This is a genomic window from Caballeronia sp. A2-2 (assembly GCF_057612605.2).
The window spans coordinates 468,647-483,823 of record NZ_CM173618.1 but is presented as its reverse complement, the minus strand read 5'-3'; the positions used below and the strand labels follow the sequence as shown (position 1 = coordinate 483,823).

Here is a 15,177-nt window from a genome sequence, read left to right as displayed (position 1 = left end):
GCCTGTCGAATGTTGATGGGGTTACCCGGCCAGAAATCATTGGGAAACGTGGCAGATCTTGGCCGTCCCGCTCGAGTCGCGTGACGCGTGACGGCCCAACCGTAACTTGTGAAGTGCGGCAGCTTGCACGAATTGTCTTCCGGGTGCTGATAAAGCTCGACCGCCAGCTGTCGCGCGGCTTCATAGGCCCAGGACCTCATCCAGTCGGCACGCCGCTCCCATCGCCACCAGATGACTGAACGCGCTGCTACCGTCAGCCTTTGCCCGTAATATCGCCTGGCGGTAGTCGTCTGGAGCAAGCGTCACGGGTGGCTCGTCAAGCTTCTTCTTGCTGCTTTTCGTGATAGCGCGCGGCTTCGTCAACGCCAACGCTGCCTCTGCGCCAGCAGCGATGCCAGTGACCTTGCCGGCAGAATCAACCTTCTTTGCGGCCCAGACCGCTCTGTCGTCTTCAATGCCAGCCTTCTGCAAAACGCTTGCGACTGCCGGAACAAATGCTTCATCTCCCGGGCGCACACTGGCGCCACGCTGGCGAGTGCCCTCGAAGGTGGCAAGCGTGTCATCCAGCAGCGATGTCAAGTGCACAGGCGGGATGTCTTGATATCTACGCAGCGTTTGCGCGTCACCAGTGCGCATTGCGTTCAGCATCCGTTTCACTGGCTCGAGCTCGGCTTCAAATACGGAGGTAATGGTCGCGCTAGAAAATGTCTCACTGCGATCAAGCATCGCTCTCCATTGGGCACAAGCAAACAATTTGATGGCGATGTCGGGCACTCCCTGCGAGCAAGCCAGCATCGTGTTTGACATGCCCTGAGTTAGGGTGACGGGCTTCTTGTTCCATTGATACGCGAACAATTCGGTAACAAAATCTTCCCATTCGCCGGGCTCATTGAGGTCACCGCTCGATTGAAAGGTCGACCATGTGGGGAAACCGTGTCCGGCGCTGCGTCGGCCTTGTCTGAAATCGAGCCCCAGAAGTTCGGACGCTTTATGGGTACCTACAAAGACCATCGGAACGCCCAGTTCGTTCGACCCTGTGACCAGGGCAGACATCAGCGTCTGCTTCGACGTACCAGCATTGCTCAGATTTTGGATTTCGTCGACCACGGTCACGCCGACGAAATGGTTATGCATGGCGCGAGCAGCCTGGTTCAGAAGCAGTTCTCCGCTGTTGCCACGTCGGTTGACGTGCATATCGAAGTACCCGGCATCCGGAACGAGCTGGTCGATTTTGCGCAGTATCGAGGCAGCGAGTCCCTTCGTCGACATGCCATCGTGGGGAGCCTCAATGTGCAGGTAAGGTATCTGGTAGCAATGCCATTTCTCGTGGTAAATCACTGGCGGATACCACGAAAAAATTCGACGTATCGTCGTCGTCTTTCCCGTACCAGACATCCCCACGACACGCGACGACAGCTGCTCCTCGGTAGGAGGCAGATAGGGGGCATTAAAGGCTCGACCGGCCTGCATCGCCTCGTACAACTGTTGAAATACGCGAACGTGTTCCGCTGATGAAGGGCGTCGCCCTACATAGCCGGAACGGATAAGAGTGTCGAACGCACGTGCGAGCTGGACATGCCGCTCCATCGGTCGGAGAAACGAAGACAGACCGGCAACCATTTGAAGTCGCTCGTGCGTTTCCCATTCTCGCTGCTGCTCGTCAAAATCAGGGACGACCATCAGCCTATCGATAAGCGTGTCATCGTCCACAGACGGAGGCAACGCTTCAATGAGAGGGTTTCCACGATAGCGTGGAATACGTTGGGGCGAGTACTGTGCCTCAACAACAATCTTGTTATTCATTGCGTGCATTCAATTTCTCCTGAGCCTTGCGGCGTAACATGTCGCGCAAAGGCGATGACGTTTTACCCCCGGTGGGACTCGCAGTGGCGCCTGGATCCAACCCCGGTGTCGGCTGGGATTCGCCACCGTCAAAAGGCACTCGGTTTGCGGTTGTCATCTGCGTTTGCAAAGGGATGACGTTTTGGGGAAGCGATTCGGGAATTACCGGCATAGCGGCATCTTCGCGCCGACGCGCCGCAAGTTCAGCTGCGCGAGCGAAAGCAGTGTCCGCCCGTCTTCCGGAGCGCGATTTGCCCTTGCTTGCCGCCTTGCGTTCTGCGACCGCGTTCTCACTCAGATTTCTGATGTGCTGACGCAGCTCGGCTTTTGCCTGGTCGGCGGTGGCTTTGTTCGCAAAATTATTCTGCTCTGCGCGTCTAAATATGTACTCGACCTCAGCAAAGGAATAGCCCTCGAACGCTTTGCTGGCCGGCGCGAGCTTGCACTCAAAGCTCTGTCTGCGATCGGATGGGTTATAGACGATGATGGCGGATGCCGAACGCGGGTCGAACGACACGTCGACATTGAAGGTCCCTCTGCGGCCCGCTTGGACGTACCAACCGAGTTCGGCTGCGGAAGGGCAGTCAAAAACGAGTTTTTTGAATCTGATGCCATCTTGCGTAACGGCCGCCTTGTCTTTCGGCAGCAGTTGCAGGCGGAGAAAATCGTAGTCATAACGCGCGAGAGCGCCGCTACGACGAGTGACGTCGTCATTCCAGAGGTCAAGCGGCACGGCAGGCGTACCAGACAGAACGTGTCGTGGTTCAAGCCGGTAACCTTTCATGACCTTTCGGTTGTGTGCGATGACGTGCTTGATAATTATCGAGGTGAATTCGTCCAAGGTGAGCGACGCGTCGTGGTAATAGCGCTTTTGCCGACGCATGATTGCATTCATCGGCGGCTCGTAGCCAGGGGTCACATCGGCGATCGACGCATGAAGGAGCTTAAATCCGCATTCGACAGTGCCTTTCCGGTGCGGTAGCAGGGATTGCGTATTGACAACAGTAGATTGCATGCCGTCGCAAATTCGATAGCTGTTGCTGCTGTTCATCTCTCCGCGGTCGCCGACCCACTTCTCCGGGAAAGTCGCATCGGCGGGCCAATCTTCCGGGTCATAAGGCACGCCGTACCGGGCACACAACGCCCGCTTGTCCGCCGCAACGCTGAGAATCGTGAGCATCGCGCCTGTCCACGAAGCGTTTTCAAGACCCACGTAGAACCCCACTACAAGGCGGCTCCAGCGGTCGTAGATGAGATAGAGCGTTGGCTTTCCAATAATCGTAGACCGGTCTTCCCGTGCCACGACGAATACATCTGCGATAGTCGCGTCAATCTCATAGATATGACCGACACCCACCGCCTCTTCGAGTGCACTTCCAAGATGCGCGCCGTGTTCTCGATCAAACTCCTTCGATCCGCGCTTCTTGCGGAGGATTTCGGTCAGGGTAAATTTGCTCCGAGCGATGTGTCGAAGCTGATGTATCGACGGGCATTCGCCGTCGGGACGCAGAAACCTGACTCCGTTGCCATCAACGTATGAATAGTGCTCTTCCCGCATCCGGAAATGCGCGCCCGCCAGCGTCGAAATTTCCCCATCGAGGTAGAATTTCTTGATGGACACCTCGACGTTCTTAACATCGTCTGGCGTCATCTGGAATGTGCGGTACTTGCCATCTTTCGGTCGGCGTCCACGGCCCGCGGTCAGCTTATCGCTTGAGCGACCTATCTTATCGAACTCGGGGGCAAGCGCAATTCTGCTTTGGCCGTTGCGCCAGTACATGCGAAGGTATCGATAAAGAGTCGTCTCCGACATCCCAATTTCTTTAGCGCGCGCTTGCACTAACGATCCTCGGACCGATGCCACAAAAATCTGGGGATTTTTGATGAGTGGTTCGATAGCGTCGTACGCTTTTAACGCCCGCTTTCGCGCTGTCTCTGAATAGAAGGCGAGGTCCGGCCGCTGAGGGCTCCCAAAGCCACGAATTGCCGTGACGTTTGCATGGCCGGTCAAAACACCGAAATTTCGGTACTGCGGCCATCCTCTTGCGCCGCTCAAGGGCATTACCCAGCCCTGAGCACCATCGGACTCAATGGTCAAAACGCGATAACGCGTTTGATCAGCAGCATCGAAAACATCGTTCTTGAGCAACATGGTGATAACGGCTATCGCGTAGGTAAGGTTTAATCAGGCGTTCGAAGCGCGATTGAGCGAAGGCCAGTCGCCGTCAAAGACAGCGAAGCTGCTGACAGGCGCCTGGTCAAGGTGAGGAACATTCAGGTCACAGCTCAGGCTCTGCTCCCATAGAAGGATGCGGGCAGTTCGAAGGCCTAGGCCGGGCGTAATTCCATGGCGGCGGTCAAAGTCATTGCAGTAGTCGGCTAGCGAGTCGAGGCGCGATGACTGTGAGAATTCATGCAACATGAGGTTGCACAGCTCTTGCAGCTGCTCGAGCGACGGGGACGTTTGACCGGGTTTCCAGATGGCGCCCCGTGCCCACTCGATATTGCGCACTTTCTGCATCGGAAGGGACGAGTGAAACACCAGATGGTGCTGGACGTCGCACCCTGCGAAATACGCGTGCGAGATTTGCAACTTCTCCACGGCGCGCTCATTCTCTGCGTCTTCTGTGCGCTTGCAGTCAATGGCCGCAAGGCGAGGGCCACTCTGGTCCTCGATCGTTGCCAGGAAATCTACAGTCATCACTGTCGGCACAGATGTGCCGGGGTAGTAGGGGTGCTTGATCCCAAGCGCAGCGGCGATCTCCAGCGTTGTCTCTCGCGGCAGAGGAAATCCCTCATAGACCGCCGTGACGTTCTTCGAGAACTCGAGCAGGACAAATGCGTTCCACTCGACGTCGGACACCATCTCGATGGTTCTGCCAAATCGCTGGCTGTAGGCGCGATGGGTACGCCCCAGCGATGAGAAGTCGGCCGTGCTGACCCATGGTTTGTAGTTCGCTCCCTCGCCGTCACCAAATCCTTCACGGATGCGACGTGCGACAAGTTCTTCGGTCCAGGTTTTGATTCCTCGCGGCATGCCTTCTCCTTGAATAGATGGAACGCGAAAACCTGCATTCCTGAGGCATATAGCGCCGTGTTTTTATGGCAATGGCCGAGCCACGCGCTTTAGATTCGTGCGAAACGGATCATGGGCTTTAGACGGCACGTTGGTTCCGTGTCCCGGTGAGACCGAGCAGCTTTACGAAACACGCATAGCCCGGCGATCCGAATAGGACAAACTCCGTAGCTCCCGCTGTCAGCTAAAATCAACAAGCGGGGAGAGCCGAAGGCGACCATGGCAAGAACGCAGTGACCGTTTTAGGGCCAGATCGCGAGCTGGCGCCGGATATGGGATGATCAGTAGCTTACTGCTCAGGTCTCGGGCGCTGCATGGTTAGCCGAGTGAGCTTTAAGTAAAAGCGCAAGCTTGGTGGTGACGTCGCTCACTGAGGTTGAGTGGGCGGGGTCTAGTATCACCGCCTGTGAGACGTATTCGAACGGCACCGCACGCGCAAAGGCGTCCACAATTGCTAGACGATCGGGCTGGCGCCGATTGATATCGGCTCGGAGAATGTCGACACGGCGTCGTTTGTCGTTTGGGTTTCGATGCTTGCGGTTGCCGGGTAGTGTGGCGCCGATTGTTCTTGTAGCTAGCTCGGGTGGCAGCATGCTGAGCACTGTACGAAAGCCGACGTCAGCTACTGCCCACGAGTTCAAAACGACATCGGCATCGGGTAGGGCTTGAAGGATATCGACAATGCCATGCAGCAGTTCGAAGTTCTTCGGTGCGAACGCAGAAGATTGTTTTTTAGAGGTTGCACCGGGGCGGTATGTGAAGAATATGCCTTCCACACCAAGGTAAAGGATGGAGCCCATGAGAAACAGCGCTCAGGTTCATTGCAAGGCGACGCGCGATCTCTGCGGCGGCCGGAGGGCCGACACATGCAAGAGACGCGAAAGCCGATTCTCTCCTACAGGTATTTGACTTTTACAGAGAGCGCGCGTGCGTTTCTACACACCACGATAGTACATGTTGACCCAAAAACAAACGAGAAATGTGGAGAAAATAGACGCAGCGTGGGCCAAGCTGGTGTCACGTGCCGTTCGCGTCGCGCTCGCGAGGCAAGATGTGAGCTACGCGCAGCTCGCGACGGAACTGACTCATCTGGGCGTTGCCGAGTCGGCGCGATCGGTCGAAGGAAAAATACAACGAGGAACCTTTCGCTTTTCCTTCTTTCTTCAAGCGCTTTCCGCGTCTCGAGTTGACATTCCGCCTAGCTGGGCAAGCATTCTTCGGAGCGACGGGACGTGGGAGGAGCATGCTCGTTCCGTTTTAAAAGACGCACTTGCACAGCAACCTTGGCTCGATTGGCACCAACTCGCGCGCCGTCTCGACGAAATTGGCGTCGATCTCCAGCCGGATGTCCTGTGCGCTCAGGTGGATGACGGCTCATTCCCCGCGACACTATTTTTCCAATGTGCTGCTGTGTGTCGCTTTGACGGCGTTCACCTGTTTTTGGATATCTCGGCACTCAACGGGGCGGCGCTCGCGGGGAAGCAGTGTGCCTAGGGCTAGGCTAGGCCAGGTCTCCCTTTACGAACGCAGGTAGTTCGACTATATTTAAGGCGCGTGTAGAATTACACGCGGAATCACGAGCCAAAAGCAAAATTAGATCAGCTCGTGACGTCGCGAAGGCTTCGTTCGTAGCCTCTCGATCCGATAGAACCCGATAGAAGCTTGCGTTGCTGGAGACTTTGATGCCGGCTTGCGGCGTTTCCCCTGTTTCAGTTGAGCCAGAAATTTGTCTCATCCAATGGCAAGTCATGGCGATAGTACCTGATGGTACTTTCCATTTCGTCGGTCGGAACCTTGCTACGAAAGACGGTCGCGTTAGCTCGGCAATCGAGGCATTCGATTCGCGGACTGGTGCCGGACGCACCTTTTCTGGTCGGTGCTACCGCTTAGTCGGTGATAGCGACTGCGCCGGGATCGCGCAGTACATATGGACGGTTTGGTGCACGAAAAACAACATTGCAGAATCCATTGACGTTACGCATATGTACAAACCGGAGTTAGGGTATGACTACTCCATATGAACGGACGCACGCTGTATTGAAAACACGCGATTTCTTGGAGACATTGGCGAGCGGCGGCGAAGTCACGATTCCAGGATTGGTGGCGACCTACGCTTTGCTTCTACTCAAACACTTCCCCTCTGAGTGTGAACTAGCCGCGTCGGCATCCACTGCTCCAGAGATTTGGTCGCGTCCACCGGACGGACAGGTACAAGCGATGCGCCTAGCTGGCAAGCTCGGCGCACCGCGTAACATCACGCCGACCAAAGGGGAAACTAGTTAATGAGCGAGGGCTGCGGGGCCGACCCGTACGCTTCCTCATCGACCACAACCATAGCGATATACCTTGGCGACGGCCACGGCCCAAATCTAACGCTGGTTTGCGAGGGCGTATCGCAGGAAGAAGGAGGGTCGCTTGGGCAACGTGCCATCAATGCCTTTGAGCAACGTTTTCCGCGTGGGCCCTATCCTGTTTCGACTCGCTTCGCGATATTCGTGCATGAGGTAAATGAGACTGCGCCCGCCGGCGAGAGAGTGCTCAGCATGGTGCACATCGATGTCTCATGCGATCCACAACCCGCTTGTGCAGTTGTATCTACCCGACAATCGAAGCGTTCTGTCGAGGGTAGGTTTTACGTGATTGGCGATGACATTGTGACGGTAGCTCGGCGGGTTCTGGTTGCTACCTTCGGTGAATAGCGGTCGGATGCTCGCCGCGGCAGTGGGCCATTCTTGTTGCTTATTTCGCCAATAGGTACGACACGGGCTATCGTGAAGCCATGGTTAGCCTGCTCGAGGAGATACGAAACAAACATGGATGAGCGGCTTTGGTCTCTCGCCATGAGACGAGTTGATCTTGAGTTCGACATTCCGCAGTCCGTCGGGGCTTCGATCGTGCGTGAAATTCTCGACAACAACCTTAGACTTCCGCCGAAAGTTCGAAGCCGCTATTCGCAGTTGCCTGACGCGGTAATCGAACGCATCGAGCAAATTGTTTACGTCGCCCATCTTGAGGCACGAACAAGCAGCTCAAGGGAGAGCCGAGAAAGGTCGACCGTCTTCCCGGTGAGCCGGTCCGACTTGGAACCTCTGGCGTCCGATTGCGTGAACCTTCTTTCACGCAAAGCTTTTTGTGAGCGACTCGGTATCACTGGGCAATGGCTGGACGCTCTAGTCGCAAAAGGAAGCTTGTTTGCGTTAGAAGTGAAGGGTGACGACCGCTTTCCCTCGGTCCTAGCGGACTCTTCACTCGACAGGCGCCGGCTACAGTCGCTTTGTCGAATTCTGGTCCCAGCCCCGGCGGCCTCAAGACTAGTCTTTCTTGTCGCCGGCCACGCTGGGCTAGGGGGATTCTCGCCGGTGGAGATGCTTCGATCAAGGAAACAATTCAGTTTGGTGCGTGAAGCTGCCGGCGCGTGGGCCGCAGAATGGTCTCGCACATCCGTCAAGATTTTCATTGGACATCATCTTGCGCTACCCAGCTCGTTGCCACCAATCTATGTTGCCATTGACGAAGTGGATCCAAGACGCGACGTGTGGAAACGGATGGAAGGAGCAATGCAGGCGGGCGGATACATTGCACCGGATGGGCTCTATCCTCTCGTGAGCGAAGCGACGGCGTTTGTTGTTCGTCAAGTTGCGGGTTCCCCAAGCAGCACGATCGACGCTCGGCTAGAGGTAACAGTCGATGGTAGCAATAGTCGCGCTCTAATTCAGCTACCCGGGCAGCGGAATCTCCTACGAAATATACCGCTAGAGCGCAGTGGTCTTGACATCGTAGAGATTGTCGGCACGATTGTGAACGCACTGAAGAGGCGTTAGGCAAGACGGATAACAAGCGGCGGTAGTGCCAGGGTCTGCGATGAGTGAATGTGCCTGTTGGTAGGAGATCACCCTGAGCGCCAGTTGATTTTAAGAAAGTTGCGCAATAGGATATGTGCCAACACAGCCTGTCTACGTAGCGGCTTGCCGCGAATCAGCTTTAACACCCAGTTTTTGGCCAGGGGAGTCGATAAGGGGAGCTCAAGCCGCTCAAGAAGAGCTTTTCCGTAGGTTGCCTCGCAGTCACGCATCAACTGAAGTTGAACGTCGCGGCGATCGACGTCTTCATACCCGCGGGACTTTAATGCTGCCGCGTACTGGTGGCCACAGTCGACCCAAGAGCTGGAGCTGCGCGCGATTGCGTCGACAGCCGCTTTTGAAAGTTCTCGCAGCAGGAGACGGGGCGGATAGTGCTCGATTCTCACACCTTGCGTGACGTCCGGCAGAACGTTCGACTTATTGTCGATGCTGGATAGCAAAAACGTGGACGTTGTCATAAGCCTGGATAGATGTTCGGGACAGGTGAGAACGCCAGGTATGTTGTGAGAACGGTGCCAGTAAGTCTCGCCCAATTCAGCAGCCTCGCGAGCCGCGCAAGCAATGCAGAAGCGTAAATTCGAGACGTGCCCAGGTTGCCGAGGCAACTGGGCGCGGTACGCAGCGAGGCCGCGCACCCAATCGCCTCGGAGAGCAACGGCTTTAAGCCGCTCGACCTCGCCAGTATCACAGGTAAGAGCGACGAAAGGGAAAAGGGTATGCTCCATGAGAAGCGTATCGCCTACCACGCCTGCTAGCTCCCCTAGCCGCGCTAGGTGGCCAGGAGCAGCGAATGAAGGTTTTGCCGGGGGCGTGAGGCCTGCCACTTGAGTCAATCGTCCCACCGAGATACCCATTCTGCGTGAAGACCGTATCAGTATGCTTCCGATCAGTTCGTCTGGATACGGTCGAGGCAGAAGCATCGAAGCACCGTCGTTAGGTGTTTTACGGGAGAAGTAAATTGAGGGCCGCCAACCTCGCAGCAAACCAGCGACGTAGTGGTCGATAGTTCTCGACTGACCTTTAACTATTAACGCCTGCTGCACTAGCGCAGTACAGGGTAGATTCCGCTTCATTTTAGGCGTTTTAGTAAGTGTGCAAGTTCTTCAGTGTCTGAAACACTCGTCACTGGCGCTGACGAAGCATCACTGCGTCGTTCGAGCATATGCATCGATTGAGATGCGATATCGATGAAGTGGTCCAGTGCACTGCCTCGCTTGAGATACTGGGCCGCGTCAAAGGAGTTTCACGAAAACACTGTCGAACTATCGCATTTCGCGTAGTGGCTGTGGAAGGTATAAAACGACTTCCCTATGTTCGTTGCTGGAGGAGGGGGCTAAATACACCGCGACCAGCGAATCGCACCGAGCGGGCGTTCATGGTGCACCCTGGGGCAAAGGTTAGAAGGGGAACGGCGGGGCGCGCATGGCCTCGGACAGTCTGACCGCGAAACGGCCGTGCGCTGGCCGTTGACCTAGGCGAGAGGTTGGCTCGGCAGTTCAAACCAACGCTTTCTAGGTAGTGCTCTCGATAGGACCAAGGTCCTAGGGGGAGCTCTGCCCAGAAAACCAATAGTCTCTTAAATAATCCAAATAAGTTGTTTTTAACAATGGATACCGCTTGCCTGGACGGCAGGCATAGCTCAACGCTCGATAGCGACGACCTTGTCCGGTCGTTTCCAGGTCTGCGCTTGCCTCGAAGCTGACTTGCAACGTGGGCGTTCAGTTCTCCCACCTGTGTCCTGCAAGGGCAAAAAAGTCTCGATGCGAATCAGGCCGCATGACTTAGGCAGTCAGAGAACCTAAGAAAGTGCACGGTTATGAGTGGTCTCTGTCTGAGATTGACCTGAGGAAAAGTTCCGCCGCACTAAGCGCGGAGAAGTCCGGCGCACCACCTTTACTCTCGATGAGACGGTGGACTTCGCGGGAATGCTCCTTTGGCACAAGGATCCACTCCGCTTGTATGCTCTCCGCAAGCGCGTCCAACATCGTTGCGAGGGTTTCGTTTGATCCCGCCAAAGCCGAGTTCAACTCAGACGGGGCAATGCCCGTGCGCTTGCTGACTTCCTCTAATGTTACGCCTCGCTGGAACAGCAAAGAATCGATTTGCGTAGAGAAGGACATTGTCGCATTCCGCATTTTGAAGAAGGCCGCCAGATGCGATATCGCCGTCCGCGACGTGAAAGACCTCGAGTCTGCAAACGGGTTGTTTATGCGCTCGAGAGCCACCCAACAACGAAACAACCATCATACGCGTGATATTGAGGGCCGCCCAAGGTACTCTCGTTTCTCGAGCCGGCGCTGGCATTGATAGCGCGTGAGCGGCTATGGCTGACGGTGCCTCACAGTGCTCCGAAGTAACTTCGGTCAACGCTGCTCGCCACGGCCTTCAAAGAGGTGGATGTCGCGGTGGCGCCTGAGGCTCCGGCTAAGCCTCGGGTCACCGAGCTCACGTCAATCGAGTCGGTGGTCGCCACAGCGCCGGTCATACCGAACACGACTTAAGCACCATGATCTAGTCAGAGCCAAAGATAGGTGCGATGGGCCGAAGTTGCCCAACTTCTTGGCCGCCACTTCGATCGCGAGCTGCGCGCGTCCGGCGCCGCGTTTCAGAACCCAAGGCTTATGCAGGCAGATGTTGCCGGCAGCGAAGCTGGCGTTCGCCTGGTGTTCGCCGCGGATGCTATGGGAGCATTTCGCTGGTCTCCTTTCTTGTTATTCGCCGGTAGGCGACGGTCAGCAGGACACGAACACGCGTGATTGGCCTCCATCTCATACATAGAACGTCTCGGCATTTGCGTTCTATCCGTCATGGTGGCGAACATGGTCGATTTGACTGCAGCGCCGCCTCTGTTTAAAATCGCCATCATGTGCTCCCGCTTTCTACCCACGCTTTGTATTCAAGCTGCCACTAGACACGCTTTCTCAAGCGTAGTGAGGCCGCGCGTGGGCGCGTCGCAAATTCGCCACTGCGTCGGCTGTTTCCAAGTCTGCGCCAAAGCAAAAAAACAGTTGCTCATCTGACCGGAGCATGCTGTTCCGTCATCAGATGTGCGACGGAGCAGCGGTCAGACGCATCGCGCGGCCTGTACTCAAACCTCCCTCGTACCACTGAACGGATTTAAACGGTCGTTCACGAGGTAAGCGATGTTTGATTTTTCAGGTATCTAGATTCCGCTGATTACGCCATTCCGAGACGGCGCAGTCGATCACCCTGCGCTGCGCGCTCTAGTCCGTCGGTACGCTGGCTTGGGCATTGCGGGAATTGTCGCGTTAGGAACAACCGGCGAGCCGGCTGCGCTCGACGCTGCCGAGCAAGACGCTGTGCTGCTGACGATACTTGACGCCGCTAACGGCTTATCAGATGCGCCTGTCTTGCCAGTCATCGTTGGCGTGTCAGGAAATCACACAGCGACAATGCGCGAGCGAATCTCGGAAATCAACCAGATGCAAGTCGCGGGCATACTGGTCGCAGCGCCGTATTACATTCGCCCATCGCAGGCCGGCATCGTAGGCCACTTTACTGCACTTGCCGATGCAAGTGAAAAGCCCATCGTGCTGTACGACATCCCATACCGAACCGGCGTGCGGCTCGAGCTTGAAACGCTGCTGAGACTGGCCGCACATCCACGCATCCAGGCGATTAAAGACTGCTCAGGATCGCTTGACACGACCCTTGCGTTGATCCGCGATGGCCGTCTGCAAGTGCTCGCAGGCGAGGACGTCGCGATGTACAACACCATATGCCTTGGCGGAGCCGGGGCCATTGCTGCTTCCGCGCATCTGTGGCCTGAACGATTCGTCAAGATGTTTAACGAGTTGAACGATGATCGACTTGCCGACGGGCGGCGAACCTTTTTCGAACTTCTGCCGCTGATCCAGGCGGCGTTCGCTGAGCCGAACCCGGCGCCGATCAAGGCGGCGCTTGCCACACAAGGGCTTATATGCGACGAACTGCGCATGCCGATGACGCGTGCAAGCGCTGAAGTCGCTGCTCAGCTTTCGGCTATCCATAGCCCTGCTGCACTAGGGTACTAGCACTTTCGTGCGGAACCTAATTGACGTGTAAGCTTCGATTGACCTCATCGAGGCTATCCACAACCGGAAGTACGGATTGGATAGTCTCGGTCGGCAGACCTATGCCGAGGTCCGCTATGTCGCGCGACGTGCCGGCTTACCAGCGCGCCGAGAAGTGCATCGCGAGAGGCCTAACTCTTACCGCTACGACCCGGAAAACGTCTTGGAAATAGGTTACGCGCCGCGACATTTGCGTGCTGACGGTGCCCGTTCCAAAGGCACGCGAATTTCGCTTGCTCGATACTGAAAGATGGTGATGCCGGCCAGAGCCAATGCGTTGATCATGGCCAGCAATAGCGAAAGGCAGGGCAGGATGCGGGCGAAAGGCAAGCCGTAGAACATTCGCACAGCAATATGGCCGAACTAGTGACCCATTGTGTTCGTCGTGATCAAATAGCTCGAAATCACAAATAACTCCGTTACCCTGTAGTTGCCTTTCGGGCGAAGGCGCGCGCGTCCCATCAGTACACGCGCGACAGAGCCGCGTCGTCGAGCCAGTAAGCCATATTAAAGTGGCGGAACAGCACAGGAAGAATCGATATTCCCCGCACGAAACCAATCCTCCGGTTTCATCAACTTGTGTGGTTCATGCTGCGTTCAGGGTCCACTGTACGAAGACCGACCCTGCCTCGCGCAAAACGGCCTCACGCGTGTCCATGCTGACGCTCGGCGCATCGTAGTAAACGGCAACGAGCAAGGGCGCTCGTGCCGGTGGACGAACAAGTGCGTAGTCGTTGGTCTCTCCCTCGACACTGGTTCCAGGCCGGTCGGAGGCCTGCCAGCCAGTCGGCAACACCGCGCGAATCTGGTTGAGGCCCGGCTTGCAGTCGGACATGCCGCGCTCCAGTAGCGCGCGCGAACCGGCGCTTAGGACGTCGCCGAGCAGAAGGCGCTGCGCGGTGGTGGCGATTGCCTTCGGTGTCGTAGTGTCAAGCATGCCGCGACAACGGTTTGATTCGGGCTCGTAGCGGTCCGAGCGCGTGAACCTATCGCCAAGTTCGCGAACGAACCCGGTCAGCGCCGCGGGGCCGCCGGCACTGCGCATCAGGAGTACCGCGGCCGTATTGTCGCTTTCCACTAAGACCGCCCGGCAGAGGGCGTCGATCGACAGCGCGCCGCGCGCGACACTAGCCTTGGTCACCGGCGACGTGAAGATAAGGTCCTTCTCCGTGTAATGCACGAGACGGTCGAGATGCTCGGCGCCGCTGTCGACGCGTGCCAGTGTCTGCGCCGCGAGCAGTCCTTTGAACGTGCTGCACATTAGAAAACGTTCGTCGGCGCGGTGGCTCAGCGTGCGTCCAGAACCGGTGTCTACGGCGAATACGCCGAGGCGTCCGCCACGCCTGCGCTCGATCTCCGCGAATGGGGATTCGGCCGCATGCAGCACGGGGACGACGCCAGTGCCGACGAGCAGTGGCAAACCAATCAACAGTTTGCGACGCGTGATCGAGTGAGTCACGGTTAGGTCCAGTTATACGAGTGGGGATCGTTGGTGAGCGTCAAGCTGGTTTGCGCATAAGTAGCAGTCGTCGGATGAGACAAACCGTGTGCGACGCTAGGATAAACGAAAGCCATCAGGTTGATTTTATTGAGCTTGGTCAGTAAGGTCGTCTGGCCATCGCGGCCGCGCGACAAATAAACTGGAAGGGCCCTACTTATGTGCCAACGAAAGTGAAGATGACGACGGTTGCACGGGCTGGCGGAATATGACGCTGCAAAGCCGGGTCCGGCCAACAGCCTTCATTCCTGTCATCCGCCTAATTGCATGGACGGTTGTGAGAATCTAGATCGCTCATATAAGATGACCCGAAGACGCGCTTCTCGCATTCGAGAACGCTTGGAACAGTCACGACATGGAGTCGTTTGGGGCGCTGTTCCATGTCCACGCAACCTTCGTGAGCAGGTTTGGCCATTACGTGCGCGGCGTCGGGGCGATCATCAACTTGCATGCGCCGATCCATGCAAGCATCTATAGCGACTCGACGTTGAAGAACGAACAAATCGACGTGGTCGCGATCAACGACGATGCTGCGGTCATACACTTCTGGAGCCGCCTCACGGTTGGTGCGACTCATCTATTGTGCCCGCACGCCGTCGACACGCCAATGCTCGCAGTGCTGACGCGGCAGCCATGGGAGTGGCGAATCAAGGCGCTCGAAAATGTCAACTTAACAAATCCTCGCACGGGCGAAATTGTCTTGCGAGAGGACCGGGGTCTCTGAGGGAGCAGTCATGACCTCGATGGTGGTTGGCGGCGTAGGTGTTTACCCAGTCAGTTGGGGCGTCGCGGAATCAAAGGAGGTCGCAAAGCAGCCAAACGACGAAG

11 protein-coding genes are annotated in these 15,177 nt (G+C 56.6%); 4 read left to right on the top strand and 7 right to left on the bottom strand.

What is annotated here, in order from left to right; all coding sequences use genetic code 11:
• Positions 1 to 180 precede the first annotated feature (180 nt).
• The 4 genes from ACZCWR_RS25760 to ACZCWR_RS25745 all read right to left on the bottom strand — a co-directional run bounded on the left by ACZCWR_RS25760 (position 181) and on the right by ACZCWR_RS25745 (position 5,718).
• Entirely contained in the window at positions 181 to 1,812 is a 1,632-nt protein-coding gene (locus tag ACZCWR_RS25760; protein ID WP_487305854.1) for an ATP-binding protein, read from the bottom strand.
• A complete protein-coding gene (locus ACZCWR_RS25755; protein ID WP_487305853.1) occupies positions 1,796 to 3,994 on the bottom strand; it encodes a Mu transposase C-terminal domain-containing protein in 2,199 nt (732 codons plus the stop codon). The genes ACZCWR_RS25760 and ACZCWR_RS25755 overlap by 17 nt, the downstream gene beginning before the upstream one ends.
• Positions 3,995 to 4,027: 33 nt before the next feature.
• Positions 4,028 to 4,879 carry a TnsA endonuclease C-terminal domain-containing protein gene (locus ACZCWR_RS25750; protein ID WP_487305852.1) on the bottom strand — a complete coding sequence of 284 codons (852 nt, stop codon included), beginning with the start codon at positions 4,877 to 4,879 and terminating at the stop codon, positions 4,028 to 4,030.
• 335 nt (positions 4,880 to 5,214) lie between these two features.
• Positions 5,215 to 5,718 carry an HAD domain-containing protein gene (locus tag ACZCWR_RS25745; RefSeq protein WP_487305851.1) on the bottom strand — a complete coding sequence of 168 codons (504 nt, stop codon included), beginning with the start codon at positions 5,716 to 5,718 and terminating at the stop codon, positions 5,215 to 5,217.
• 154 nt (positions 5,719 to 5,872) lie between these two features.
• Between ACZCWR_RS25745 and ACZCWR_RS25740 the strand changes: the two genes are divergently transcribed.
• Together ACZCWR_RS25740 and ACZCWR_RS25735 are read left to right on the top strand one after the other, a co-directional pair.
• Positions 5,873 to 6,412 carry a DUF6471 domain-containing protein gene (locus tag ACZCWR_RS25740; protein ID WP_487305850.1) on the top strand — a complete coding sequence of 180 codons (540 nt, stop codon included), beginning with the start codon at positions 5,873 to 5,875 and terminating at the stop codon, positions 6,410 to 6,412.
• Positions 6,413 to 6,922: 510 nt separating this feature from the next.
• Positions 6,923 to 7,201 (top strand): BPSL0761 family protein, encoded by a 279-nt coding sequence (locus ACZCWR_RS25735; RefSeq protein ID WP_487305849.1) that lies wholly within the window; start codon positions 6,923 to 6,925, stop codon positions 7,199 to 7,201.
• Between the two features lie 1,606 nt (positions 7,202 to 8,807).
• On the opposite strand, the gene ACZCWR_RS25730 is transcribed toward ACZCWR_RS25735, so the two are convergent.
• A complete protein-coding gene (locus tag ACZCWR_RS25730) occupies positions 8,808 to 9,632 on the bottom strand; it encodes a TniQ family protein (protein ID WP_487305848.1) in 825 nt (274 codons plus the stop codon).
• A 2,313-nt stretch (positions 9,633 to 11,945) separates the two neighbouring features.
• On the opposite strand from ACZCWR_RS25730, the gene dapA reads away from it, so the two are divergent.
• A complete protein-coding gene (dapA, locus tag ACZCWR_RS25725) occupies positions 11,946 to 12,812 on the top strand; it encodes a 4-hydroxy-tetrahydrodipicolinate synthase (protein ID WP_487306148.1) in 867 nt (288 codons plus the stop codon).
• Positions 12,813 to 13,025: 213 nt separating this feature from the next.
• On the opposite strand, the gene ACZCWR_RS25720 is transcribed toward dapA, so the two are convergent.
• Positions 13,026 to 13,193 carry a hypothetical protein gene (locus ACZCWR_RS25720; protein WP_487305847.1) on the bottom strand — a complete coding sequence of 56 codons (168 nt, stop codon included), beginning with the start codon at positions 13,191 to 13,193 and terminating at the stop codon, positions 13,026 to 13,028.
• 244 nt (positions 13,194 to 13,437) lie between these two features.
• Positions 13,438 to 14,310 carry a class A beta-lactamase gene (bla, locus tag ACZCWR_RS25715; RefSeq protein WP_487305846.1) on the bottom strand — a complete coding sequence of 291 codons (873 nt, stop codon included), beginning with the start codon at positions 14,308 to 14,310 and terminating at the stop codon, positions 13,438 to 13,440.
• 394 nt (positions 14,311 to 14,704) lie between these two features.
• Between bla and ACZCWR_RS25710 the strand changes: the two genes are divergently transcribed.
• Positions 14,705 to 15,073, top strand: coding sequence for a nuclear transport factor 2 family protein (locus tag ACZCWR_RS25710; RefSeq protein WP_487305845.1), 369 nt, complete (start codon positions 14,705 to 14,707; stop codon positions 15,071 to 15,073).
• Positions 15,074 to 15,177 lie beyond the last annotated feature (104 nt).